We start from the raw sequence: 25,616 nt of genomic DNA on the forward strand, positions 1-25,616 counted from the left end.
TTCCTCCCGGTAAAAAAGAATTAGAAATTGATTGTGCGCTCGTCATCTGAGAACAAATCATCAAGCGAGCTCAATGTTCCATCTTCTTCTACTTGGTGAGTATTAATTTGTCCTTTTGAAATAGTCATTTCAATAAAACAATTCCAGCAGTAATACTGATTTACACCAATTTTGCCAACGTCAATACTTTTACAGTTTGGACATTTAAACAAAGTCGACACCTCTTTATACGTTCTACTTATATAAACGCATTATGTCCACTTTTTTTCACGCCCATACTTTATTTTCTGACAATTAGCAAAGAAGGATGGCAACAAAGGAGTTTATTTAACTCTTTGTTAGCATGCGAAAGGTTACATGAAATCATACGGCGTAACGTTTTCCATCCCAATATTTGCATCTTTCATAAATGGAATTTCGGGATCTTCTATGTCGTTATCCAAGCTTTCTCGAAGCAGGGGCTGTAAATTCGTTTGTCGAACGCTGTCTTCATTCCGGCTGACTCCAAGCTGAAACGCTTCGTCTTCGCCGCATAAAATTAAAAACTGTTTACTTCGCGTAACGGCCGTATAAAGTAAATTGCGTCGCAGCATTCGGTAATAGCTTTTGACAATTGGAAGCACAACAATGGGAAATTCACTTCCCTGCGATTTATGAATGGAACAGCAGTATGCATGAGTTATTTGATTAAAGTCTTGCTTTGTATAAGTTACTTCGTTTCCTTCATATGAAATAACCAGCATATCCTGTTTTTCCGTATTTTCTTTGGCAAAGAAAACTGAGACGATTTCTCCCATATCTCCGTTAAATACGTTGCTATCCGGCTGATTTACAAGCTGCAGCACTTTATCTCCGACTCGGTACGTAATATCTCCGTGCTTAAGCTCTCTTCTTTGCTCAGAAGCCGGGTTAAATAATTCCTGAAGAACTTCATTCAGTTTATCAATCCCTGCAGGACCTTTATACATAGGAGCTAGAACTTGAATATCTTTAGCCGTATAGCCTTTTTTTAACGCATTCCCGCAAACTTGTTGCACGACATTCGTGATGTGCTGTCCTTGACAGCGAATAAAGGAACGATCTCCTTGCTGCCTCGATAAGTCTTCCGGAAGCTTTCCTTTTTTTATTTCATGAGCCAAATCAATAATCGACGACCCTTCCGCTTGCCGGTATACATCTGTCAGACGGACGGTAGGAACTACTTCTGAACTCAGTAAATCTTTTAACACCTGTCCCGGACCTACTGAAGGAAGCTGGTCTTCGTCTCCAACTAAAATAACCTGTAAATTAGCAGGAAGAGACTTAAACAGCTGATGAGCAAGCCACAAATCTACCATCGATACTTCATCCACAATCAATAATTTTCCGTCAATTGGATTCTCCTCATTATGGTCAAATCCTTCTTGTCCGTTCCATTTTAATAATCTGTGAATCGTAACTGCCGGAAGTCCGGTCGCTTCGCTCATTCGTTTAGCAGCGCGTCCAGTAGGTGCCACAAGTAAAACAGGAAAAGCTTCATCTTTTTTATAATCCCCTGGATTTAACGAACATCCGTGAAGTTCTGCATAGAGTTCGACTATTCCTTTAATAACCGTTGTTTTCCCTGTACCTGGTCCACCTGTTAAAAGAAGCATTGGAGACATTAAAGCAGTTTGTATGCCCTTGCGCTGAGACGGTGCATATTGCACGTCTAATCGCTCTTCTAGTTCACCTAAAGCTAGTAAAAATTCTGATTCTGGAAACTGCTCTTCGTATTGCGTTTGGGCCATAATTTTTTGAATAGCTTTAACCAGCCCTTTTTCAGCATAGAAAAGGGGAGGAAAATAAATTTTTTCGTCTTGAATGATAAGCTTTTTGTCTGCTTTTAATGCGTCCACTTCTCTTGTAAGATCCATTTCAGACAGATTCTCATGCCTGCTTTTTCGAAGAAGCTCTGCTGTTTTTCCATACAGCTGATCTGCCGTGACGTATACATGTCCCATTTGATTACATTCTTGCTCAATGACGTATAAAATACCTGCACGCAAACGATCAGGATGGTTGGTTGCCATACCAAGCCTCTTTCCAAGTTCATCGGCCCTGCTAAAACCAATACCTTGAATATCTTCTACGAGCTGATAAGGATTATTTTGAACAATTTCAAGCGCTTCTTGTTTGTACGCTTGGAAAATCTTCATCGAAAGCTGCGGTCCAAACCCGAGGTCTGTCAGCTTTACCATTACTTCTTCTAACCCTTGATGTTCACGAAGCTGCGTTACTAAAGCCTCTGCCTTGTCGGCTGAAAGCCTCGGAACCTCTTTTAGCACGGACTCATTTTGCAAAATACGAAAAATAGCGCGTTCTCCTAGGGCGTCCACAATATTTTCAGCGGTTTTTTTACCGATTCCGTGAAATAAATCGCTTGATAGGTACTGAACAACCCCTTGCCTTGATTGCGGAAGTTCTTTTTTAAACTGCTCAACATGAAATTGCAGACCAAACTTTGGATGCTCTTTGAAGTCCCCGTAAAATGTGTATACTTCATCTTCATTAAGCTTAGGAAAATAGCCTGTAACGACCGTTTCTTTATCTTCAATCTCTAAATTTGTTTTTTTGATCCGTATCCGCGTAACGTTATATAAGTTTTCTTCGTTATGAAAAACCGTTACAATTGACGTGCCGCTTATATAATGACGTTCTGGCTGTGAAGGGTTCACTAGTTCTTCGTTCATGTTATCCTTCCTTTACCCGCTTTCTTAATGTTCTAATGTAGACAGAACTTGTTTAGCATTTGCTGCCATTACGTGATCTGGCTGCACGTTTAAAGCTTCATCTAACATCTCAATTGCTTTGTCCTTATCATCTTTCATGGCATACGCTACGCCCAAATTATAGAAAGCATCGGCATGTTCTGGCTCTTGATTTACTACCTTAAGAAATTCAGCAATCGCTTCATCTACCATTTCGAGCTGTGCTAAACAAAGACCGTACTGAAATTTTGCTTCTACATCATGTTCGTTTAGTTCTACCGCTCGCTGCAGATAAGGCATCGCAAAACGAATTTCTTCCATATGAAACAGCGTTAAACCAAGCATAAAGTAGGCATCGGATGAATCTAAGCCTTTTTTGATTGCTAAATCAAAGTAGTGCTTTGCCTGCTCAAGCTGCTCTGCATTAAAATAAATATTTCCTGCTCCGTAATACGCTGTTGCCGTTTCTTCATCTAATTCAATCGCACGTTCATAAAATTTCAAAGCACGATCCATCTCACTAACAGCCGCTAACAAATTGCCAAAATTCACATACACAATTGGATCTTTTGGATTATCTTCAATTGCTTCTGAAAATGTTTTAGCAGCCTCTTCAAATTTCCCTTCCTGCATATACTGAATTCCTAGCTGATTTTTATCTGTCATTTTTTCGTTCACTCCACTGTTTTAGTTATGATTTAAAAGATTTTCACATCATGAAAATCTAGAATATGTAAGTTATTAGTTTACCCAATAAGTAAAGTATATCATAGAAAAACCTCAGCTATATACAGCTGAGGTTTTTCGTTCTTGCTTATATAAATTATACGTACCAAATTTGCTCTTCTTCTTGAAATACTTTGTCAATAGTTGCTCCGCCAAGACATTCGTCATCTTTGTAAAACACAACTGCTTGACCTGGCGTAATTGCCCGCACGGGTTCAGCAAAAATAACTTTAATTGTATCATCATCGACTTTCTCAACGGTTACTGCTGAATCGGTTTGACGATAGCGGAATTTTGCTGTGCACGTCATTGGTGACGACCAGTCACGGTCGCTTACCCAGCTGACATTTGTTGCTGTAAGAGATGTAGAATAAAGCAGCTCATTGTGAAAGCCTTGATCGACGTATAAAACGTTTTTTTCTAAATCTTTTCCAACTACAAACCAAGGTTCGCCGCTGCCTCCGATACCCAAACCATGGCGTTGACCAATCGTGTAGTACATAAGGCCGTCATGCTTGCCTTTCACTTCGCCGTCAAGCGTTTGCATCACACCTGGCTGAGCAGGAAGATACTGACTTAAAAATTCCTTGAAGTTGCGTTCGCCAATAAAGCAAATACCTGTGCTGTCTTTTTTCGTTGCTGTAGCAAGGCCTGCTTCTTTTGCAATTTCACGCACTTTTGATTTCTCAATTTCTCCAATTGGGAACATTACTTTTGAAAGCTGATCTTGTCCTAATTGATTTAAGAAATACGTTTGATCTTTATTTCCATCTACGCCTCGAAGCATTTTATACTCCCCGTCACGATACGCAACGCGTGCATAATGTCCTGTCGCTAGATAGTCTGCTCCTAGCGTCATTGCATGCTCCAAAAAGGCTTTGAATTTAATTTCTTTATTACACATTACATCAGGATTCGGTGTACGACCTGCTTTATATTCATCTAAAAAGTAGGTAAATACTTTATCCCAATATTGTTTCTCAAAGTTGACTGCATAGTAGGGAATACCAATTTGATTACATACGCGAATAACATCGTTATAATCTTCAGTCGCAGTACAAACGCCGTTTTCATCCGTATCGTCCCAGTTTTTCATAAAGATTCCGATCACATCGTATCCTTGTTGTTTTAATAAAAGAGCTGCTACAGATGAATCAACGCCTCCGCTCATTCCGACTACTACACGTGTATCTTTAGGTGATTTTGTCAACTTCGCCACCTCCGTTTTCTTCATTTTAATTAAATTGTTCGCTAAAAAGCGAAAGAAACGACACAAACCATCAGTGAGGGATGAAGACCCTACTGATGGCTGCTATTTACATCGTTAGTCGCTTAACGATGTTTGCTGTTTGACGTGCGGTTTTTTCAATTTGCTCAGCAGAGTTTCCTAGGCCAAAGCTAAATCGAATAGAAGTTGTTAAACGCTCAGACCCTTTTCCAAACATAGCAACAAGCACATGAGAAGGATCGATTGCTCCCGCTGTGCAAGCTGAACCGCTCGATGCCGCAATTCCTGCTAAGTCTAAATTTACGAGCATCGATTCAACATTTGTTTTTGGAAATGATAAATTTAACACATGTGGCAGAGCATTTTCAAGATGTCCGTTAATTTCAAATGAAATACCTTCTTCTTTCAACACAGCTACCATTATTTCTTTGTATCTTCTATATTCATCTGCACGTGTTTGCAGCGTTTGTTGCGAAATTTTCACAGCTTCTTCAAACCCGACGATACTTGTCATGTTCTCAGTTCCAGCTCGTCGTTTGCGCTCTTGTTCTCCTCCAAATAGCAAAGGAGACAGTGAAACGTGAGCAGCTGCATATAAAAAGCCCATCCCTTTTGGTCCGTTAATTTTATGAGCCGAAACGGATAAAAGATCGACACCTAATTGTTGCACATTTAACGGAATTAATCCATAAGCTTGCACTGCATCCGTGTGGAAATATGCTCCATGCTCTTTTAATAGAACTCCAATTTCTCCAATTGGCTGAATAGCACCTACTTCATTATTTCCAAACATCACCGACACAAGAATTGTTTGATCCGTTAGGGCTGATTTTATTTCATCCACAGATACTTGTCCGTACTCATTAACTGGTAGGTAAGTCACTTCAAAGCCCTGTGTTTCTAAATATTCACACGTATGAAGCACAGCGTGGTGTTCAATTTGCGTGGTAATAATATGATTTCCTTTATGGCGGTTTGCAAGAGCGACTCCGATCAGTGCCATATTATCTGCTTCTGTCCCACCACTTGTAAAAATCAGTTCATTTTCGTGTGCTCCAATACTTGCTGCAATCGTTTGGCGAGCTTCGTCTAAATAGCGTCGACTTTCCCGCCCGTAGTGATGAATACTAGACGGATTTCCAAAGTACTCATGCATAAAAGTCGTCATTTTCTCAACGACTGCTGGATGTATTGGAGACGTTGCTGCATGATCAACATAAATACGTTCCAAAATAAACGCCTCCTAGCTCATTATTAAATATAAAACATATAAGACGCTTGATCATCATCAGAATGATTTGCTAAATCTTCAAGCGTTGTACTATCTAGCACTTCTTTAACTGCATCTCGAATACGAATCCACAGCTCGCGTTTTGCAGGCTCTTCATCTTCAATTCCTTCTACAGGACTAATAGGACCTTCTAAAACGGAAATAATATCGCCAGAAGTAATGTTAGCAGGTTCATGTGCCAAGATGTAACCTCCATAAGCTCCGCGCACGCTTTTTACAAGCCCAGCGTTACGCAGCGGTGAAATAAGCTGTTCTAAATAATGTTCAGATAAATCATGCGTTTGAGCAATAGTTTTAAGCGAGATAGGACCTTCTCCAAAGCGCTTCGCAAGCTCAATCATAATCGTTAAACCGTAGCGTCCTTTTGTTGAAATTTTCATACGATACACTCCTTCAATACACTTTTTTTATTTATGAAAAAAATAAGACCCTCACGTTGTCACTGAATGCTGTGATGAGTCGTTTTTTACTAAGCTATATGAACTTCTCTATACGCGTTTCTTGCAAATGTAACTGTTGATATTATAACATACTATGCCTATAAGATAAATTTCCACCACCTATTCACCTCTTGTGATACAGTGAAAGAAAAGAAAGGAGAAAAACATGTCTACAAAACCTCTCGCATTTCGAATGCGTCCGACTCATTTAGATGACGTTATCGGGCAGCAGCATTTAGTTGGCAAAGATAAAATGATTTATCGAATGGTAAAAGCAAATCACTTAAGCTCGATGATTTTATATGGGCCTCCAGGCGTCGGGAAAACAACAATTGCCACAGCTATTGCAAAAACAACCAACACGGCGTTTCGTCAGTTAAATGCCGTTGTAAACAATAAAAAAGATATGGAAATTGTCGCCGAAGAGGCCAAAATGTCAGGCAAAGTAATTCTTCTGCTAGATGAAGTTCATCGCCTTGACAAAGCCAAGCAAGACTTTTTGCTTCCTTATTTAGAAAACGGCATGATCATTCTAATCGGAGCGACAACAAGCAATCCTTATCACGCGATTAATCCTGCTATTCGAAGCAGATGCCAAATCTTCGAATTAAAATCTCTTACGCCAGATGATATCAAAATGGCGCTAACAAGAGCACTCAACGACTCATCCAATGGATTTGGGGATAGAAAAATTGTCGTAGAAGATGACGCCATGAACCACTTTGCCAACAGCTGTAACGGTGACGTGCGCTCGGCTTTGAATGCTCTGGAACTAGCTGTTTTATCAACAAGTGAAAGCGATGGTAAAATCGTTATTACCTTACAAACGGCAGAAGAATGTCTGCAGCAAAAGTATTTTTCACATGATAAAAATGGTGACGCTCACTATGATGTATTATCGGCTTTTCAAAAATCGATTCGCGGGAGCGACGTAAATGCCGCTCTTCATTATTTGGGACGGCTAATTGAAGCAGGAGACTTGATCAGCATCAATCGTCGCCTTTTAGTCATTGCCTATGAAGACATTGGACTAGCTGATCCGGATGCCGGCATGAGGACACTAGCAGCTATTCAAGCAACTGAGCGATTAGGACTTCCAGAAGCACGCATCCCGCTTGCAAACGCCGTTATTGAGCTTTGCCTATCACCGAAGTCCAACGCTGCTTACAAAGCATTAGATGAAGCGATAAGTGATATTAAAAAAGGGTTGTCCGGCGACGTTCCCATTCATTTGAAGGATGCTCATTACAAAGGAGCAGAGAACCTTGGACGAGGCGTTGAATATCAATACCCGCATGATTTTGATAACGGATGGGTCCTTCAACAGTATTTACCGGATCGCATCAAAAACAAACAATATTTTCATCCTAAACAAAATGGACAAGAAAAATACTTTTCAAAAGTTTTCAATCGTTTAGAGACATTAAAAAAAGAAAATGGCTGAAACTGTTGCTCAGTTTCAAAGCCATTTTCTTTTTTGTCTTTATCTATTAAGCTGCACTTTTAACGTCTTTTCGTTTTTTCGTTTTTGTTGAACCTTTAAAGTAGCTGTCTAAAAGTTTTGCTACTAAACGAGCGATGATATTAAACAACAGAACCATAATGATTAGAATAGCAGCTGACTTTGTTGCAATCAATCTCGCATCAGGTACAATTCCTTCAGAGTTTAATTTCCAAATGTGGACGGCAAGCGTCTCCGCTGGTCGAAAAATATTAAACGGGTTTACAGGACTCGTTAAGTCGGCATTTGAATTTAACATCGGCGTCGTTAAGCCAGCTGTATAAATCAGCGCAGCTGCCTCTCCAAAGATTCGTCCCGCTGTTAAAATAACGCCCGTGATAATTTGTTGAATCGCTGATGGAATCACTACTTTGACAATTGTTTGCCATTTAGTCGCACCCAAGCCTAAACTCGCTTCTTTTACACTCGCAGGAACAGATGCAATCGCACTTTCACATACGCGCGTTAAACCCGGTAAATTTAAAATTGTAATCACAAGTGCTCCGCCGATAAGCGTATAGCCCCAGCCTGAAAATGTGACGAAAATTAATAATCCAAATAAACCAACTACAATGGACGGTAATGACGCCATTGTCTCAATACATAAGCGGACGAAATTTAGGAAACGACCTTGCTTCGCGTACTCCGCTAAGTAAATTCCGGCTCCTAAACCAAGAGGAATAGAAATGATCAGCGTTAAAACAAGCATGTAAAACGAGTTAAACAGCTGCGGTCCAATACCGCCACCTGCCATCGTATTGCTTGGCTTTCCAAATAAAAAGTTCGGATCCCAAAATCCCCAGCCCTTGGCGATAATTTCAACAACTAAATACACTAATAGCGCCACAACTAGAGCGGCAATGCCATAAAAAATACCTGTCCATATATTATTTACTGTGCGTGCATTTTTGTTTCTCATTGATGAGCACCTCGTTTCCCAATTGCTCGGATAATTAAAATGAACACGAAAGAAATAAGCAGTAAAATCATGGCTAACGTCCACAATGCGTTATTCCATGCCGTTCCGTTTAACGTATTAGACATATCCATTGTTAAAATACCTGTTAATGTTGCCGTTGGGCTGTATAAGCTTTCAGGAAGCTTAACCGTATTTCCGATAACCATTTGCACAGCTAGCGCTTCTCCGAATGCACGGGCAAGCCCTAACACGATACCTGTTAAAATACCTGTTTTAGCAGATGGAATAATAACTCGGCTAATTGCCTGCCATCTTGTTGAACCTAGTCCATAAGAAGCTTCTAAATATTCAGGTGCTACGCTTCGAATTGCATCGTCAGCAATACTTGCAATTGTCGGAAGAATCATGACGCTTAAGACAATAATTCCGGCAATCAAACTAAAGCCCACTCCGCCGAAGTTATCGCGAAGAAGCGGCACTAAAATGGTAACCCCTAAAAGGCCGTATACCACTGAAGGAACTCCGACTAAAAGCTCTAAAACCGGTCGTAAAACCGTTGACCCAAATTTAGGCGAAATATAGTTGTTAAAAATGGCAATAGCAATTCCAATTGGAGCACTTATAATAACGGCTCCGATTGATACAAGCATTGAACCCAGAATAAACACAAGTGCCCCGTATTCTTTATTGTTTGGGCTCCATTTTGTTGAAGTCAACATTTCACCGATTGATATATTGCTTTGTAAAAATGACTGTATGCCTTTTTCACAAATAAATACGATAATAGCTAACGTAACAAGTACAATTAAAATACCGCAAAATGTAGAAAGCGTACGGCCAATGTATTCGCTTTTTACATAATTAATGGATTTTTTCCCCTTCATCGCTCTGTCTCCTTACATATTCAGTATATATTCGCTTTTCTTTTTATTTGCTATATACTTTATTAACATTCAAATAGAATAAGACTGACTGTGTTAGTCAGCCCTATTCTTTTTAAAAACACTTTTATTTTTTGAATTCAGTCATTGGGATATAGCCCATATCTTCTACTTGCTTAGCAAAGTCTTTACCAGATACATAATCAATGTACTCTTTTGCACCATCTTTTGGCTCACCGTTTGTAATCATGTACTCATAAGACCAGAACGGATATTTTTTAGAAACAATATTTTCTGTTGTTGGCTCCACACCATCAATATTAAGCATTTTTAAACTTTCTTTTTTATCGCCAATTAAATACGACATAGCAAGGTAACTTACTGCTCCTGGAGTTGAGTTTACTGATTGCTCAACCGCTCCGTTTGAATCTTGAGCTGTACCAACGCTGTCATTTACTTTTGCGTCACCCATTAATGTTTTCTCAAATGTAGCACGTGTACCAGATGATGCTGGACGGTTGATTACGTTAATTTTTTCGTCGTTTCCGCCAACTTCTTTCCAGTTTTTAATTTCACCAGAGAAAATCTTTTGAATTTGCTCTTTTGTTAACGATTCTACTTTTACATCTTTATTTACAACAAGTGCGAACCCAATGCCCGCTACTTTCGTATCGACAAGTTTATCTGCTTTTGATTTATCTTCGATTTTATCGGCTGCTGGAACGTCAGAGTTTCCAATGTCAACTGCTCCTGATGCTACTTGGTTAACACCAGTTCCACTACCTCCACCTTGTACCGTTACTGAAAGGTTTGGATATTTTTCCGTAATTCCATTCGCTGCTTCTTCTGCAAGTGGTTGTAAAGCTGTAGATCCCGCCGCTGTTAACGTACCTGACACTTCTTCTTTGCTGCCCGAACCACTGTCGTTGCTTGCTCCTTCTTTACCACATGCTGCTAGTGCTCCTACCATTAAAAAAGCTGCTAATGTTACTTTAAAACCCTTTGTTTTCATTACATTACCCTCCAATAAATATATGTGTAATTAGTACTAGTCCTTTGTACTCGAACAACAGGTACAAGACACATTATACGAGTAGATTGTTGTCTTTATATGAAGTGAATTTTAAGTTACTGTAAACTTACTTATTTGGGGTTTATTTTTTCTTATTTCTATCAAAACCCTTGATATATAAGACTTTCTGAATATTACTGTAGAAGATACAACAGAAAGAAAGCCAAAACGTAAATTTTATGTAAATAAAGCGTTAAATAAATTTACATAAATCTCTTTTTTTACTACAGTGTAAATTCACCATCAAGCCATATTTTTCAATTTATTAGTACTTTTTATACATATCAAACAGAAGATTCCATCCAAAGCATAAATAGAACAGATATTTCCATAAAAAAAAGAAGGCTGCGATAGCCTTCTTTTTATTGATCACCTACGCGGCGAATCTTAATATTACTTAATAATTCATTGATAACATGACCGCCCATAATTAATCCCGCTACAGATGGAACAAAAGCATTAGAAGATGGGGGCATTTTCGCTTTTCGAATTTGCGCTTGATCGTTTCCTACTTCTTTGCGAACTTCTTCGCGAATAACGATTGGACGTTCATCAGAAAAAACGACGTTAATTCCTTTGCGAATTCCTTCTTTACGCAGACGAGTACGAACCACTTTTGCAATCGGATCTGTATGCGTCTTTGAAATGTCTGCAATTTTAAAACGTGTTGGATCCATTTTATTCGCAGCACCCATACTTGAAATAATCGGAATATCACGTTTTAAACATTCTTTCATTAAATGAATTTTATACGAAATCGTATCGGATGCATCCACTACAAAGTCCGGTTTGTAACTAAAGAACTCTTCATACGTTTCTTCCGTATAAAACATTTGAAGAGAAACGACGTCACAGTCTGGGTTAATATCCAAAATACGCTGTTTCATTAATTCTGTCTTGGGCTGACCTACCGTCGAAAGCAGCGCATGAATTTGACGATTTACGTTTGTAATATCAACATCGTCTTTATCTACAAGAATTAAACGACCTACTCCTGACCGAGCCAAAGCCTCAGCAGAAAACGACCCTACTCCTCCTATCCCTAAAATAGCAACCGTGCTGCCTTTTAAAGTAGCTAACCCTTCTTTTCCTATCGCCAGTTCATTACGCGAAAACTGATGCAACATGTTAAAACACTCCTCTATTAAATACACCAACGTGTATGATTAATTCAAATAAACAACGAAATTGACTATACCATATTTTTAGCAAAACGAACATGAGCATTCGTTATTTCTCCATAAAAAAACTCTATGCAAATCATTACATAGAGGATTTCTTATATGTATGCTAGTCCCGATCGTGCCGTCTCGAGTGCCTTCGTTTTGAACCCGCTCTCGGCAGGTGGGTGCTCTGCTTTAACCATTGTAAGTCCTCGAGATGAGGCATGTACGCTCGTTAAAAACTCCGAGCTCCCAAGCAAAAAATTGTTCGGTCAAAACTGGATTAAGGACGAACACATCAGGACTATTTAGTTCTTGAAAGTATCTTATCACAGAAAAAATCACTTTGCAATTAATAAGTAAAACAAAAAAAATCGAGCCTGTCGTGCTCCAGTGACAGGCTCGATTTAACAGATGGTTTAATCGATTACGCTTCTGTTTTTTGCTTTTTTACCTGCAAATGCAGCTCGTCTAATTGCGCTTCACTTACTTCACCAGGTGCATTTGTTAATAGACAGCTTGCACTTGCTGTTTTAGGGAAGGCAATTGTATCGCGCAAGTTTGTACGTCCTGCTAAAAGCATAACCAAACGGTCAAGACCTAACGCAATTCCGCCGTGAGGAGGAGTACCGTATTCAAATGCTTCAAGTAAGAAACCGAACTGCTCATATGCTTCTTCTAATGTAAATCCAAGCGTTTTAAACATTTTTTCTTGAATATCACGCTCATAAATACGTAAAGATCCTCCGCCAAGTTCGTAACCATTCAACACTAAGTCATATGCTTGTGCACGGACTTGTCCAGGATCGCTTTCTAACATTGGTAAATCTTCACGAACTGGCATTGTGAATGGATGATGAGCCGCGTAGTAACGGTTGTCTTCTTCGTCATGCTCAAGAAGAGGCCAATCTGTTACCCATAGGAAGTTAAATTTCGTTTCATCAATAATCCCTTGTTCTTTTGCAAGCTTTAGACGAAGAGCGCCAAGTGCATCTGCTACAACTGACTTTTTATCAGCTACAAATAAAAGTAAATCTCCTTCTTCCGTTTGAAGAGCTTCAGCAAATTGCTTTTGCTCATCTTCGTTGAAGAATTTTGCAATCGGTCCTTTTAAGCCGTCTGCTTCAACTTTCAGCCATGCTAACCCTTTAGCACCGTAAATTTTCACGAACTCTGTTAAAGCATCGATATCTTTACGTGAATAGCTAGAAGCGGCACCTTTTACGTTAATCGCTTTTACTTCTCCGCCGTTTTCAACTGCTGCGCTAAATACTTTAAACCCGCAGTCTTTCACAAGCTCTGATAAGTTGACTAGCTCCATTTCAAAACGTGTATCCGGCTTATCTGAACCATAGCGGCTCATCGCTTCATCATATGACATGCGCGGGAAAGGCGTCGTTACATCTAAATCTTTTACGCGCTTCATTACTTTAGACATCATTTCTTCCGTCATTGTCATGATGTCCTCTTGAGATAAAAATGATGTTTCAATATCGATTTGAGTAAATTCAGGCTGACGATCTGCACGCAAGTCCTCATCGCGGAAGCAGCGAGCAATTTGATAATAACGCTCAACTCCGCTTACCATTAACAGCTGCTTAAAGATTTGCGGTGATTGAGGAAGAGCATAAAACTCACCTTCGTGTACGCGGCTCGGCACAAGATAATCACGTGCACCTTCTGGCGTGCTTTTTGTTAAAATAGGTGTTTCAACATCTAAAAAGTCATTTTGATCTAAGAAGTCGCGAATTGTTTTTGTAATGTCATTGCGCATTTTAAGCGTGTTAAACATTTCAGAACGTCGAAGATCTAAATAACGATATTTTAATCGAACATCTTCTGATACTTCCGTTTGATCCGCAATGGCAAAAGGAGGTGTTTTGGCTTTATTCAACACCGTAATTTGCTCAGCGTGAACTTCAATTTTACCTGTTTTTAAGTTCGGGTTAACGGTTCCCTCTTCACGAGCTACAACAGTTCCCTGCACTTCCAGTACGAATTCATTACGTACATCTTCAGCAATTTTTAGCGCTTCAGCAGATTTTTCAGGATTAAATACAACTTGCACAACTCCGCCGCGGTCGCGTAAATCAATAAAAATTAATCCGCCTAAATCACGGCGCTTTTGAACCCATCCTTTTAATAGAACTGTTTCGCCAGTTGCTTGTTCTGTTACATCTCCACAGTAGTATGAACGTTTTGTCATCATGGTTCCCCCTTATACTTGTTCCTGCAAATAGCTAACCAATTGATCAATTGATACTTCTTGCTGTTCGCCAGATTCCATATTCTTTACGTTTACAACTTGTTTTGCTAGCTCATCTTCACCTAGAACAACAACAAATTTTGCTTGTACACGATCGGCTGCTTTGAACTGAGCTTTCATTTTTTTATCTTGATAATCTTTATCTGCTACAAAACCTGCACGTCGAAGCGTATTTACAATTGAAACAGATTTTTCTTTCGCCTCATCGCCCATTGTCACTACATAGCAATCTACGCCAGTTTCTACCGGAAGCTCAATTCCTTCTGCTTCCAATGCAGATAATAAGCGTTCAATGCTTAAAGCGAATCCGATACCTGGTGTTTCAGGTCCGCCGATTTCTTGAATCAGCCCATTATAACGGCCTCCGCCGCAAAGAGTTGTAATGGCGCCAAATCCTTCTGCTTCACTCATTAGTTCAAATGCTGTGTGATTATAATAATCTAACCCGCGTACTAGCGTCGGATCTACAACATAGTCAATGTCTAAATCGGTTAAGTACTGCTGTACTTTTTCAAAATATTCTTTTGAATAGTCGTTTAAATAATCAAGAATAGACGGCGCTGTAGCCATCAGTTCATGGTCACGATCTTTTTTACAATCTAAAATACGAAGAGGATTTTTCTCCAATCGGCTTTGACAGTCGCTGCAAAACTCTCCGATGCGAGGTGCAAAGTGATCGATAAGTGCTTGACGGTGAGCTTGACGACTTTCTGTATCTCCTAAACTGTTAACAACCAGCTTTAATTTTTTTAATCCAAGCGATTGGTAAAAGCTCATTAACAGGGCAAGAACTTCAGCGTCGATAGCTGGATCATTTACCCCTAATGCTTCTACGCCAAACTGAACGAATTGACGGAAACGTCCCGCTTGAGGGCGTTCATAACGAAACATAGGACCGATATAAAACAGCTTTGTTGGCTGCGTTGGATTTCCAAACATTTTATTTGAAACAAATGATCGTCCAACTGCAGCTGTTCCTTCTGGACGAAGTGTTAAGCTGCGGTCGCCTCGATCCTTAAATGTGTACATTTCTTTTTGCACGATATCCGTTGTTTCTCCCACTCCGCGCAAAAATAATTCAGTGTGTTCAAACATTGGTGTACGAATTTCTTGGTAGTTGAACGCACGGCAGATTTCTCTTGCTCGCTGTTCAACAAACTGCCAATATTCTACTTTGCCCGGTAAAATATCTTGTGTGCCTCTAGGTATTTGAACTGACATAACGTGATATGCCTCCTATATTTAAAATTTACAATACAAAAAAACTCTCGCCTCTACTATTTTTCCATAGTAGGGACGAGAGTTAATCTCACGTGGTACCACCCTAATTGAAACATATGACATGTTTCCACTCATTTCGTTAACGCACGAACACGTTCATCTCCTACTAAGTTTCCCTTTTCAGAGTGAAGCCTCCTGAGTGTTCTTTCATAAAGTCATCATGTAGAAATGCTTTCAGCCTAAGACATTTCCTCTCTAGCCATGTGTCATCTTTACTACTTTTCTCGATCTTTGGCTTATCAATATAAAAATGTTATACATTCATTTTAATTTAGCAATTGCTTTCTATATTACGAATGAAATGAGCAGTTGTCAAGCACCTTTCATGTTAAGAGCGGTCTAATTGTTTTCTTAGTTTCTGAATATCTCGAAGCGTTAAACCAAATTCAGAAGCCAATTCAAGGGATGAAGCTTCACTTTCTCTATCAATAAAATCATGAAAATGAATGCCAAATACCGGATTTACCTGCTGAAATGATTGTTCACCTTTTTCACTAAACTTCATCGTTTCTTCCTCCCTGCCTACACTTACTTATCCTTTTATTAGCATTGCCCAAAAAAGATGTTTTTACATAAGAGAAAGGATTTTTTTTCTTTTCATCGAATACTCTATTTTGTTATAAAAAGGAGGTCTATCTATTCGCCATCTTAACATGAAGTCTGTATCTGTTTTGGCTGCAAGTATCCTTTTGTTACTGTGCTCTTCCTCATTTGAGCGCCCAAATGTACCGGTGCATCAACCCATTGTTGTAACAGCTGACTCTCTTCATGTACGCAGCGGTCCAGGACGTTCATTTTCAATTACAAATAAATTGACGAAGAATACAAGACTATCCGTTTCAGACCGTCAAGGAGATTGGTATTATGTAGAAAGCTCGGGTATTCAAGGCTGGGTGTTTAAAAAATTCACGAAAACCGTAGCGCTCCGCAGCGTTCAGCCTAGCATGCAAGTAGCGCAGCGCCAGCCTGTTTATACGCTGAGTAAAAGCTTGCAGCACCTAAAGGGCAAAACCATTATTATTGATGCAGGCCATGGAGGAAAAGACAAAGGAGCCATCGGCACACAGGGCACATATGAAAAAGATCTCACTCTCCGAACAGCGCTGATTTTACAAAACAAACTTCAAAAAGAAGGCGCACACGTCATTTTAACCCGCACCCGTGATGAGTACGTTCTGCTTTCACAGCGCACGCTGCAATCGACTAAAGCAGATGCTTTTATAAGCGTTCACTACAACAGTACGAACAGCTCACAGCTAACTGGCCTTATGACGTATTATTATCATCAGCATCAGGACAGTCCACTCACACATTCTATTCATCAGTCACTCATTGAACATGCAAAATTGAAAGACAAAGGAGAACGATTTGGAAACTATTATGTTCTTCGCGAAAATACACGTCCGAGTACATTAATTGAACTGGGCTTTTTAAGCAACGAACGGGAAGAAACGTATATTAATTCCATCAGTTATCAGCAAATGATTACATCCGCTATCGCTGAAGGATTAAATCACTACTTTCAAAACAAAGAAAAAACGCAGACTCATCTGTGAGCCTGCGTTTTTTCTTTGCTTTCTACAATAAGTGTGACCGGTCCGTCATTCGTAAATGATACGTCCATCATTTCGCCAAATGCGCCGGTTTCTACTCGAATATTTTTTCCTGATAATACTTTATTAAAATAGTTGTAAATCGTTACAGCATGATCTGGCCTAGCAGCTTCCATAAAGTTTGGTCTTCTGCCTTTTCGGCAATCTCCGTAAAGCGTAAATTGAGATACCGATAAAATTTCTCCTTCTACATCTAGAAGCGACAAATTCATTTTGCCAGACTCATCTTCAAACACTCGCAAATTTACAATTTTGTCTGCTACATACTCTGCATCGGCTTCAGTATCCTCGTGGGTAATACCGACTAAAAGCATATATCCGTGCTCAATCTCGCCGACCGTCTCGCCTGCAACAGTTACTTTTGCACTCTTTGCTCTTTGTACGACTACTCTCATGTATAACGACCTTTCTTAATGCATAATTCGGCGAACTGAATAAATGTCTCGAAGCTGCTTAATGCGCTCGACCACTTTATGAAGATGACTGATGTTATGAATAGAAATTGACATATGAATCGTAGCCATTTTGTTTCGGTCCGATTTTCCTGAAACGGCTGAAATATTCGTTTTAGTCTCGTTTACAACCTGCAGAACTTCATTTAGTAAGCCTCGACGGTCGTAGCCCGAAATTTCAATTTCCACATTAAACTCTTTGCCTTCTTTAATATGTGTTTCCCACTCTACAGGAATAAGACGGCTTTCAGCATCATCTGTGTGAACGTTTAAACAATCTGCTCTATGAACAGATACTCCCCGCCCCTTTGTAATAAAACCAACAATCTCATCTCCGGGAACTGGATTACAGCATTTAGACAAGCGAATCAGCATGTTCTCTACACCCGGTACGATAACACCGGAATCTTTTCGTTTATGCTGGCGAACACGTTTAGCCGCAGTGTCGCGTGCAATGTCATCAATTTGGATCTCTTGTTCTTGATCGCGCTGCTTTCTCCACTTCTCGGTTAAACGATTAGCTACTTGAGCCGCAGTTAATCCGTTATATCCAATAGCTGCATACATATCATCTTCATTTGAGAAATTAAACTTCTCCGCTACTCGTTTGATATTATCAGCTGTTAATACTTCTTTTAAGTCAAACTCCATTTGACGAATTTCTTTTTCAACCAGCTCTTTGCCTTTTTCAATATTTTCATCGCGGCTTTGCTTTTTAAAGAATTGGCGAATTTTATTTTTGGCTTGAGACGTTTGAGCAAGCTTTAACCAGTCCTTGCTTGGACCATATGAATGCTTAGACGTCAAAATTTCGATAATGTCCCCCGTTTTCAAACGGTAATCAAGCGTAACCATCTTGCCGTTGACTTTTGCTCCAATGGTTTTATTTCCGATTTCAGAATGAATACGATAGGAAAAATCAATTGGAACAGAACCCGAAGGAAGCTCAATGACGTCGCCTTTTGGCGTAAAAATATAAACCATGTCAGAAAACAAATCAACTTTTAGAGATTCCATAAACTCTTCTGCATCGTTTGCATCATTTTGAAATTCTAAAATTTCTCTAAACCACGTTAACTTTTCTTCAAATGAAGCATGCTCAGCTGTTTTTCCCTCTTTGTAAGCCCAGTGAGCAGCAATTCCATACTCAGCAATTTGGTGCATGTCAAATGTTCGAATTTGAACTTCTAACGGATCACCTTTTGGTCCGATAACCGTCGTATGAAGAGACTGGTACATATTTTGTTTTGGCATCGCAATATAATCTTTGAAACGTCCTGGCATTGGTTTCCAGCACGTGTGAATAATCCCTAACACCGCATAGCAGTCTTTAATACTATTTACAATAATGCGCACAGCTAGTAAATCGTAAATTTCATTAAACTGCTTGTTTTGCAGTGCCATTTTACGATAAATGGAATAAATATGTTTTGGACGTCCTGAAATTTCAACTTTAATCGACACTTCATCTACTTGCTCACGAACTTCATCAATAACTTCAGCCAAATATTGCTCGCGTTCCGCACGCTTTTTCTTCATCAAATTGACAATGCGATAATATTGCTGAGGATTTAAGTAACGTAAAGCTGTATCTTCAAGCTCCCACTTAATTTTTGAAATACCAAGACGATGAGCAAGAGGAGCAAAAATTTCAAGCGTTTCATTTGAAATGCGTCGCTGCTTTTCCTGCGGTAAATGCTTCAGCGTACGCATGTTATGAAGACGATCCGCAAGTTTGATCAGTATGACTCGAATATCTTGAGCCATTGCCACAAACATCTTGCGGTGATTTTCAGCCTGCTGCTCTTCTTTAGACTTATATTTAATTTTTCCAAGTTTCGTTACGCCGTCTACTAGCATTGCTACTTCTTCGTTAAAAGCTTTTTCTAAATCCTTTAGTGTTATCTCTGTATCTTCGACCACATCATGTAGAAATCCAGCTGCAATTGTTGCTGGATCCATATCTAGATCAACTAAAATTCCTGCGACTTGAATCGGGTGGATAATATATGGTTCACCCGACTTGCGATATTGTTCTTTGTGAGCTTCTTTTGCAAAATCATATGCTTTTTGTACAAAAGCCACGTCTTCTTCATTTAAATATCGCTTCGTATTGTCAATGACCTGTTCCGCTGTTAGGACTTGCTCATTTGCCATGAAATCACCTTTTATCAACTAGCATTTTTAATTCATATTGTAACTATTATCTTGAAAAAATCCAAGGATGTAAAGCCTTTGCGTCTAATTTATGAAATTTACATCATTTCCATTTTACGTATTCACGTTTTTTAACGAAAAAAGAGCACCTGTATCAGGTACTCTTTTTTATGTGATCGTTCTTCTTAATACGTCATTAATGTGAATACATCGTAACCGTCTAGTTTGTCACGGCCGTCAAGGTAAGAAAGTTCAATTAAGAACGCAGCTCCAACAACAATTCCGCCTAATTCTTCAACAAGCTTAATTGTCGCTTCAATTGTACCGCCTGTTGCTAATAAATCATCTGTAATCAACACGCGCTGACCTGGCTTAATTGCATCTTTGTGAATCGTTAATACGTCTTTACCGTATTCTAAACCGTAATCTACTTTAATTACTTCACGCGGTAATTTTCCTTCTTTACGAACAGGTGCAAAGCCAATACCTAACGCATATGCTACTGGACAACCAACGATAAATCCGCGAGCTTCCGGTCCTACGATAATATCAACTTGTTTATCATTGGCATATTTTACAATCTCATCCGTTGCGGCACGGTATGCGTCACCGTTATCCATTAATGTTGAGATATCTTTAAATGTAATACCTGGTTTTGGCCAGTCAGGTACAATTGTAATATAATCTTTAAAATTCATTCTAATGTTGCCTCCTCATTCAATCGAACGCTTAAAAATATCTTGAAATTGATTTTTAAGCTGTACATATGACGTATAAATAAAGTTTTTTTCTATTTCAATCTGCTGCTGCTTTTGGCGATAAGTCGCAGATTCTATTAAATCACGTTTCGTAGAATTTTTCACTAACGAAATTAAGCCATTGTTTATTGTAACAAATTCTAACTCAAAAAACACCTTTGCCATAAAATCAATCGTTTCTTTCGACCAGCCCTTATGAATTGCTAAATCTTCTTTGTAGCGTTTTAAATCAAAAGGACCCTTTTTCGCTAAAAAGCCGTAGAACCATTTAAAGTGATCGCGAGTTGGGATTGTATCAAAATAATGGTCTTCTTCCGTTAAGAAAATAGCGTATATCCTAGAAGGAATACCTTGGACAAACAAAGCTTCAAGCCACTTCTGTGACGGAGGCAAATCTAATAAAACGATCTGTTCTCCTGCAAACATGCATGCTTTTGCCTGTTCTTCATTTTGAATAAGAACAACATGTTCCATCGGCAGCATCGACTTGTATTTATCAATTGTTGAATCGTGAAAAGCAACAACTTTCATTTGATCTGTGAATACCTGTTCAAAGAAACGTTTGACATCAACCGCGCTGCGATAATCAAACATCTGCCACTCATCTACAGAGATATCTTCTACCATCAGCTGCGGTTTGCGCATATTGTTCCACTCATTAATAGATAGTTCACCTACTAATGATACCTTAGCTATAGGAGATACTTCATCTAATATATAGCCTAACCCAAATCCTACTGCATCAACCGATACACCGCTGTCTTCAAATACGAGTTTTAAATGATTTTTATTCGCGCCAATTTTCCGCATAGATGTTGTATGAACATCTTTAATGAGAACTTTTGGCTTCGGATTATGCATACCAAATGGAGCAAGCGCACTCATTTGTTCAATGTTTTCCAGCGTAATTTCCTCTGTTTTGCATACTGTATCAACTGATGTAATTGGAATAAAGTCCTGTTGAGTTAACACGTTGCTTGCTTGTTCATTAAGGCGTCTGCGCAGTTCTTCTACATCCTCGCTGTTTAACGTCATGCCAGCTGCCATTGGATGCCCTCCAAAATGCGGCAAAATGTCACGGCATTTAGATAAGTTCGCGAATAAGTCAAAGCCTTGGATACTTCTTGCTGAACCTTTAGCAATATGGTTTTCAGAGTCAACACTTAATACAATTGTTGGTCTGTAGAACTTTTCTACGAGCCTAGAAGCAACAATTCCAACAACGCCTGCATTCCATCCTTCTCCCTCTACAATAAGAACGCTATTTTCATCCGGAGGATACATACTTTCAACAAATTCAACGGCTTCTTCCGTAATATCATTTACGATTTGCTGCCTTTCCTTGTTTAACGCATCAATTTCTTTAGCTAAACCTTTTGCTTCTTCAGCATTTGTTGTCATAAGCAAATGAACAGCTGGATCAGCATCTTGAAGACGTCCTACTGCATTAATGCGAGGAGCCATGGCAAATCCAATTGTATCTTCAGTAATTTCTTCGCGTTTTACTCCACATACGCTCAGCAGCGCTTCAATTCCAGTACGCTTCGTGAGCTTGAGATAGTCAAGACCTTTGCGAGCAATTAAGCGGTTTTCGTCGACTAAAGGAACTAAGTCAGCAATCGTCCCAATCACTGCTAGTTCTAACAAATGTTCCGGAAGCTCCCCTAACAGCGCATGAGCGAGTTTAAAAGCCACTCCTACACCTGCCAGTTCTTTAAATGGATATGTACTTCCCGGAAGCTTTGGATGAATAATTGCATACGCATCGGGTAAAACCGGACCCGGCTCGTGGTGATCAGTAATAATTAAATCAAAATCTAATTCACGTGCATACGCCGTTTCTTCGACTGCCGAAATACCTGTGTCTACCGTAATCACCAGCTGATAGCCGCCTGCGTTTATTTTATCAAATGCTGCCTTATTCGGCCCATAACCTTCTGTAAAGCGATTAGGAATATAAAAATCAGTATCAGCGCCGAGCTGCTGTAAAGCAGATAACATAACTGAAGTACTGCTGACGCCGTCCGCATCGTAATCTCCATAGATCATAATTTTTTCATTATGATCAATTGCTTGCTGAATACGAGCTACTGCTTTGTCCATATCGTGCAATAAAAACGGATCGTGGAACGTTTGTGCATCAACGTGTAAAAACTCACGTGCCGCTTCTACTGTTGTCATGCCTCTATTAAGTAATAACGAAGCTACTAGAGGTGTAATATTGAGGTTTTCTACAAATTCATTAACAAGTTGTTCATCACATTCTTGAACATTCCAACGTTTTTTTGACTGTAACATGTCTCTTCACCCCTTAACCCACATTATTATACTAGAGTGGATGAAATGGAGCAACGAAAGAAAATAAGCATATTTTTCTGACAGTGCGCCTTAAATTTTCACGTACAAAAAAAACGTGCGAACACTTCGCACGTTTTTGAATTACTTGCTTTCTACTTCTTTTTGTTCCTCACGCTTCAACTGTTTACCTTTCCACACAAGCCATAGCTGCGCAGCAATAAACACAGATGAATATGCACCAAGAATTAAACCTACTAACAGGGCAATTGAGAAGTTTTGAATGGACTCACTTCCGAATACAAGAAGTGCTACAACTGCAATCACAACTGTTAACACGGTATTCATCGAACGAGTAAACGTTTCGCGTAAACTTAGATTTACGATAAATGCCAAATCGTCGAACGTTTTGGATTTGAATTTCTGCATGTTTTCACGAATGCGGTCAAACGTAACGATTGTATCGTTAATTGAGTAACCAACAATCGTCAAGACAGCGGCGATAAACGTTAAATCTACCTCTAACTTTGTTAAGCTAAAGACCGTAACGATAAAGAACGCATCATGCAACAGAGCAAGCACGGCTGCAAGCGCCATGTAAAACTCGAATCGAATCGTTACATAGATGATAATTCCAATTGAAGCAATCACGATCGCCATCATTGCATTTTTCGCCAGTTCTTTTCCAACTGTCGGCGAAACGGTGCTTACGTTTGGTTCAGAACCGTATTTGTCTTTAAAGTGGTCTTTTAAATTGGCAATTTCTTTTTTATTCAAGACCCCAACTACACGTACGACACCCGTATCATTACTTTTTCCTGTAATAACTATGTCATCCGTTTTGATATCAAGAGACTTCATTTCACGCTGTATCTCAGCCTGCGTAACGGTATGATTTGCTGGAATCTCTATACGAGTTCCGCTCGTAAAGTCAATACCGAGGTTCAGCCTAAACACAGCAACCGAGATAATACCGATAATCACGAGCACGCTTGAGAATGTGAAGAACGCTTTACGGTATTTAACAAAGTCAATTTTATCCCACGCTGTAGGTAAAACGGTTGTGCCGTCATCTTTGCTTAAATCGTGAATTTGCTCTTTCTTCACGCCAAAGTATCCTGGTTTTTTATCAAACCAGCGGCTGTTTACTAAAAGGCTCATTAATAAACGCGTACCGTATACGGCCGTAATAAAACTTAGCACAATCCCGATCATTAATGTTGTTGCAAATCCCTTTACTGAACTTTGACCATAAAAGAACAGTACAAGAGCCGCTAACATTGTTGTAATATTGGCATCAAAAATGGTCGCAAGTGAGCGACGATTTCCTGCCCGGTAAGCCGATATAACAGACCTTCCTGTTTTCAGTTCATCTTTAATCCGCTCGTAGGTAATAATATTCGCATCTACTGCCATACCTACGCCGAGAATAAGAGCCGCAATCCCTGGAAGCGTCATAACCACGTGCATCCAGTCAAATACAACTAAGTTTAAGTAGATATAAAAACTGAGTGTAATAACGGCAATAAGCCCCGGTAAACGGTAGAAAAACAGCATGTAAAGGAAAATAATTCCGATGCCGATAATACCCGCTAGTATAGTCGTATGAAGAGCTTCTTCTCCAAACTGCGCTCCAACGGATGTAGAGTATAGCTCATCTAATTTAACTGGCAGCGACCCGGCGTTTAGTAATTCCGCCAGCTGCGTTGCACTTTTCACTGTGAAGTTTCCACCTGAAATTTCAACATCTGGCTGTGTTAACACGCTGCTAACAGAAGCTGCAGACAGGTACTTCGGATTTTGTTTTGCTGATTCTTTTTGGTACGAGTCTTTTCCTTCTTCATAATCCAGCCAAATGACAATTAAATTGTTAGGTGCTGGTTTTTGAGAAAGCTCTCGCGTAATCTTTTCAAATTTTTTCGCATTTTTTAACTTTAGTGAGACGCTAGGCTGATTGCTTTGGTCAAACGATTGCTTTGCCCCGCCTTGCGCTAAGTCTGTACCATCCATCAGCACCTTATCGTTCACGTCACGGAACGTTAAGTTTGCTTGAGTTGATAACAGATCCCTAGCTTGCTTTTGATTCGTGACACCAGCTAGCTGAACACGGATGCGGTCGTTTCCTTCAATTTGAATGCTGGGCTCACTAACTCCCAGTACATCGACACGTTGACGCAGCGCTTCAACCGTGCTGTTAAGTGCCTTTTTGTCAATGACATCGCCTTTTTTAGCTGGACTGACTTTATATAAAATTTCAAATCCACCTTGAAGGTCGAGGCCAAGTTTAATATCTTTTGTAATTCCAGTCATCGTTGTTCCGATTGTACTAAACACAAGCAGTACTAAGAGGAAAAAGGCAACGATACGTCCTCTTTTAACCATCGACAGAAAATCCTCCTTCTTATGTAAAAAACATGAAATGATAACAATAGATAAATGACCAATCTAATTATCATTCATAACCTAATGTCTGTCAAATAAAGACCTTATCAAATTTTAATACATGTATTTTACAAACTCTACTTTAATAATTCTTTCCAGTCTTCTCCATTATTAACACTTGAGAACATATCAGATTTATAAGATTCAATGGTTACATAGCTCATCACCTGCGTGATCTTAACAGATAAAATATCATTTACAACTTGATGGAGAGATAGCTCCTTTTCTTTTTTCCATTTTTTCATTTCCAAATAACTCAATAAATCGTTCTCCGTTACTTCTTCATATCCGAGCATATGAAATTCTTCCATTTTGCTGGATACGACAGGCTGTATAAGTTCTTTCGAAGCTGAAATAAATGGATGTGTCATATTGATCCTCCTTTCCGTTTGACATTTTGCG

At 39.4% G+C, this 25,616-nt stretch carries 21 protein-coding genes, 1 other RNA gene and 1 other annotated feature; of the genes, 2 read left to right on the forward strand and 20 right to left on the reverse strand.

What is annotated here, in order from left to right; translation table 11 throughout:
• Positions 1–20: 20 nt before the first annotated feature.
• From MKX72_RS23285 to cymR, 6 genes are all read right to left on the reverse strand, one after another.
• Complete coding sequence (locus MKX72_RS23285) at positions 21–212, reverse strand: hypothetical protein (RefSeq protein ID WP_013059292.1); 192 nt, start codon at positions 210–212, stop codon at positions 21–23.
• Between the two features lie 141 nt (positions 213–353).
• Positions 354–2,711 (reverse strand): SF1B family DNA helicase RecD2, encoded by a 2,358-nt coding sequence (gene recD2 / locus MKX72_RS23290; protein ID WP_033579666.1) that lies wholly within the window; start codon positions 2,709–2,711, stop codon positions 354–356.
• A 24-nt stretch (positions 2,712–2,735) separates the two neighbouring features.
• Positions 2,736–3,395 carry a tetratricopeptide repeat protein gene (locus MKX72_RS23295; RefSeq protein WP_013085089.1) on the reverse strand — a complete coding sequence of 220 codons (660 nt, stop codon included), beginning with the start codon at positions 3,393–3,395 and terminating at the stop codon, positions 2,736–2,738.
• A gap of 157 nt (positions 3,396–3,552) precedes the next feature.
• Entirely contained in the window at positions 3,553–4,665 is a 1,113-nt protein-coding gene (gene mnmA, locus MKX72_RS23300) for a tRNA 2-thiouridine(34) synthase MnmA (RefSeq protein WP_028411683.1), read from the reverse strand.
• Positions 4,666–4,771: 106 nt separating this feature from the next.
• Positions 4,772–5,914: a cysteine desulfurase family protein gene (locus MKX72_RS23305; protein WP_028411684.1), complete on the reverse strand. Its 1,143-nt coding sequence runs from the start codon at positions 5,912–5,914 to the stop codon at positions 4,772–4,774.
• 23 nt (positions 5,915–5,937) lie between these two features.
• Positions 5,938–6,354 carry a cysteine metabolism transcriptional regulator CymR gene (gene cymR / locus MKX72_RS23310; RefSeq protein WP_013059297.1) on the reverse strand — a complete coding sequence of 139 codons (417 nt, stop codon included), beginning with the start codon at positions 6,352–6,354 and terminating at the stop codon, positions 5,938–5,940.
• 226 nt (positions 6,355–6,580) lie between these two features.
• Between cymR and MKX72_RS23315 the strand changes: the two genes are divergently transcribed.
• Complete coding sequence (locus MKX72_RS23315) at positions 6,581–7,858, forward strand: replication-associated recombination protein A (protein WP_033579665.1); 1,278 nt, start codon at positions 6,581–6,583, stop codon at positions 7,856–7,858.
• Between the two features lie 46 nt (positions 7,859–7,904).
• Here MKX72_RS23315 and pstA read toward each other — a convergent pair whose 3' ends face one another.
• From pstA to MKX72_RS23355, 8 genes are all read right to left on the reverse strand, one after another.
• Positions 7,905–8,834 (reverse strand): phosphate ABC transporter permease PstA, encoded by a 930-nt coding sequence (pstA, locus tag MKX72_RS23320; RefSeq protein WP_025750576.1) that lies wholly within the window; start codon positions 8,832–8,834, stop codon positions 7,905–7,907.
• Complete coding sequence (pstC, locus tag MKX72_RS23325; RefSeq protein WP_013059300.1) at positions 8,831–9,718, reverse strand: phosphate ABC transporter permease subunit PstC; 888 nt, start codon at positions 9,716–9,718, stop codon at positions 8,831–8,833. The genes pstA and pstC overlap by 4 nt, the downstream gene beginning before the upstream one ends.
• Before the next feature lie 124 nt (positions 9,719–9,842).
• Positions 9,843–10,727, reverse strand: coding sequence for a phosphate ABC transporter substrate-binding protein PstS family protein (locus tag MKX72_RS23330; RefSeq protein ID WP_074677613.1), 885 nt, complete (start codon positions 10,725–10,727; stop codon positions 9,843–9,845).
• A 422-nt stretch (positions 10,728–11,149) separates the two neighbouring features.
• Positions 11,150–11,914: a tRNA threonylcarbamoyladenosine dehydratase gene (locus MKX72_RS23335; protein WP_028411687.1), complete on the reverse strand. Its 765-nt coding sequence runs from the start codon at positions 11,912–11,914 to the stop codon at positions 11,150–11,152.
• Between the two features lie 162 nt (positions 11,915–12,076).
• A non-coding RNA gene (gene ssrS, locus MKX72_RS23340) (6S RNA) lies at positions 12,077–12,258 on the reverse strand.
• Between the two features lie 119 nt (positions 12,259–12,377).
• A complete protein-coding gene (gene aspS, locus MKX72_RS23345) occupies positions 12,378–14,156 on the reverse strand; it encodes an aspartate--tRNA ligase (protein ID WP_013059303.1) in 1,779 nt (592 codons plus the stop codon).
• A gap of 12 nt (positions 14,157–14,168) precedes the next feature.
• Positions 14,169–15,437 carry a histidine--tRNA ligase gene (hisS, locus tag MKX72_RS23350; RefSeq protein ID WP_028410586.1) on the reverse strand — a complete coding sequence of 423 codons (1,269 nt, stop codon included), beginning with the start codon at positions 15,435–15,437 and terminating at the stop codon, positions 14,169–14,171.
• Between the two features lie 68 nt (positions 15,438–15,505).
• Positions 15,506–15,738: a binding site (T-box leader), on the reverse strand.
• Positions 15,739–15,825: 87 nt separating this feature from the next.
• Entirely contained in the window at positions 15,826–16,002 is a 177-nt protein-coding gene (locus MKX72_RS23355) for a hypothetical protein (RefSeq protein WP_013059305.1), read from the reverse strand.
• Between the two features lie 166 nt (positions 16,003–16,168).
• On the opposite strand from MKX72_RS23355, the gene MKX72_RS23360 reads away from it, so the two are divergent.
• The gene (locus MKX72_RS23360) at positions 16,169–17,053 is read left to right on the forward strand and encodes an N-acetylmuramoyl-L-alanine amidase (protein WP_223546263.1); all 885 of its coding nucleotides are present in this window, start codon (positions 16,169–16,171) and stop codon (positions 17,051–17,053) included.
• Here the strand turns inward: MKX72_RS23360 and dtd are convergent.
• The 6 genes from dtd to MKX72_RS23390 form a co-directional block, all read right to left on the reverse strand.
• The gene (gene dtd, locus MKX72_RS23365; RefSeq protein WP_047749812.1) at positions 17,044–17,505 is read right to left on the reverse strand and encodes a D-aminoacyl-tRNA deacylase; all 462 of its coding nucleotides are present in this window, start codon (positions 17,503–17,505) and stop codon (positions 17,044–17,046) included. The two genes, MKX72_RS23360 and dtd, sit on opposite strands and share 10 nt — an antisense overlap.
• A gap of 15 nt (positions 17,506–17,520) precedes the next feature.
• The gene (locus MKX72_RS23370) at positions 17,521–19,719 is read right to left on the reverse strand and encodes a RelA/SpoT family protein (protein WP_013059308.1); all 2,199 of its coding nucleotides are present in this window, start codon (positions 19,717–19,719) and stop codon (positions 17,521–17,523) included.
• A 185-nt stretch (positions 19,720–19,904) separates the two neighbouring features.
• Entirely contained in the window at positions 19,905–20,417 is a 513-nt protein-coding gene (locus tag MKX72_RS23375; protein WP_013059309.1) for an adenine phosphoribosyltransferase, read from the reverse strand.
• 15 nt (positions 20,418–20,432) lie between these two features.
• A complete protein-coding gene (gene recJ / locus MKX72_RS23380; RefSeq protein ID WP_047749811.1) occupies positions 20,433–22,775 on the reverse strand; it encodes a single-stranded-DNA-specific exonuclease RecJ in 2,343 nt (780 codons plus the stop codon).
• A 141-nt stretch (positions 22,776–22,916) separates the two neighbouring features.
• Complete coding sequence (secDF, locus tag MKX72_RS23385; RefSeq protein ID WP_033579659.1) at positions 22,917–25,154, reverse strand: protein translocase subunit SecDF; 2,238 nt, start codon at positions 25,152–25,154, stop codon at positions 22,917–22,919.
• A gap of 137 nt (positions 25,155–25,291) precedes the next feature.
• Complete coding sequence (locus tag MKX72_RS23390; RefSeq protein WP_028411692.1) at positions 25,292–25,585, reverse strand: post-transcriptional regulator; 294 nt, start codon at positions 25,583–25,585, stop codon at positions 25,292–25,294.
• Positions 25,586–25,616 lie beyond the last annotated feature (31 nt).

The sequence above is a fragment of the Priestia sp. FSL R5-0597 genome (assembly GCF_038006305.1).
Lineage (GTDB): Bacteria > Bacillota > Bacilli > Bacillales > Bacillaceae_H > Priestia > Priestia zanthoxyli.

What these genes read in the sequence shown, in the direction of transcription:
- pstC (WP_013059300.1), bottom strand. Translation starts at nt 9,718, where the DNA reads ATGAAGGGGAAAAAATCCATTAATTATGTAAAAAGCGAATACATTGGC.
- MKX72_RS23330 (WP_074677613.1), bottom strand. Translation starts at nt 10,727, where the DNA reads ATGAAAACAAAGGGTTTTAAAGTAACATTAGCAGCTTTTTTAATGGTA.
- hisS (WP_028410586.1), bottom strand. Translation starts at nt 15,437, where the DNA reads ATGTCAGTTCAAATACCTAGAGGCACACAAGATATTTTACCGGGCAAA.
- dtd (WP_047749812.1), bottom strand. Translation starts at nt 17,505, where the DNA reads ATGAGAGTAGTCGTACAAAGAGCAAAGAGTGCAAAAGTAACTGTTGCA.
- MKX72_RS23355 (WP_013059305.1), bottom strand. Translation starts at nt 16,002, where the DNA reads ATGAAGTTTAGTGAAAAAGGTGAACAATCATTTCAGCAGGTAAATCCG.
- recJ (WP_047749811.1), bottom strand. Translation starts at nt 22,775, where the DNA reads ATGTTACAGTCAAAAAAACGTTGGAATGTTCAAGAATGTGATGAACAA.
- MKX72_RS23335 (WP_028411687.1), bottom strand. Translation starts at nt 11,914, where the DNA reads ATGTTGCATCAGTTTTCGCGTAATGAACTGGCGATAGGAAAAGAAGGG.
- MKX72_RS23390 (WP_028411692.1), bottom strand. Translation starts at nt 25,585, where the DNA reads ATGACACATCCATTTATTTCAGCTTCGAAAGAACTTATACAGCCTGTC.
- aspS (WP_013059303.1), bottom strand. Translation starts at nt 14,156, where the DNA reads ATGACAAAACGTTCATACTACTGTGGAGATGTAACAGAACAAGCAACT.
- cymR (WP_013059297.1), bottom strand. Translation starts at nt 6,354, where the DNA reads ATGAAAATTTCAACAAAAGGACGCTACGGTTTAACGATTATGATTGAG.
- secDF (WP_033579659.1), bottom strand. Translation starts at nt 25,154, where the DNA reads ATGGTTAAAAGAGGACGTATCGTTGCCTTTTTCCTCTTAGTACTGCTT.
- MKX72_RS23370 (WP_013059308.1), bottom strand. Translation starts at nt 19,719, where the DNA reads ATGGCAAATGAGCAAGTCCTAACAGCGGAACAGGTCATTGACAATACG.
- MKX72_RS23375 (WP_013059309.1), bottom strand. Translation starts at nt 20,417, where the DNA reads ATGAATTTTAAAGATTATATTACAATTGTACCTGACTGGCCAAAACCA.
- MKX72_RS23295 (WP_013085089.1), bottom strand. Translation starts at nt 3,395, where the DNA reads ATGACAGATAAAAATCAGCTAGGAATTCAGTATATGCAGGAAGGGAAA.
- recD2 (WP_033579666.1), bottom strand. Translation starts at nt 2,711, where the DNA reads ATGAACGAAGAACTAGTGAACCCTTCACAGCCAGAACGTCATTATATA.
- MKX72_RS23315 (WP_033579665.1), top strand. Translation starts at nt 6,581, where the DNA reads ATGTCTACAAAACCTCTCGCATTTCGAATGCGTCCGACTCATTTAGAT.
- pstA (WP_025750576.1), bottom strand. Translation starts at nt 8,834, where the DNA reads ATGAGAAACAAAAATGCACGCACAGTAAATAATATATGGACAGGTATT.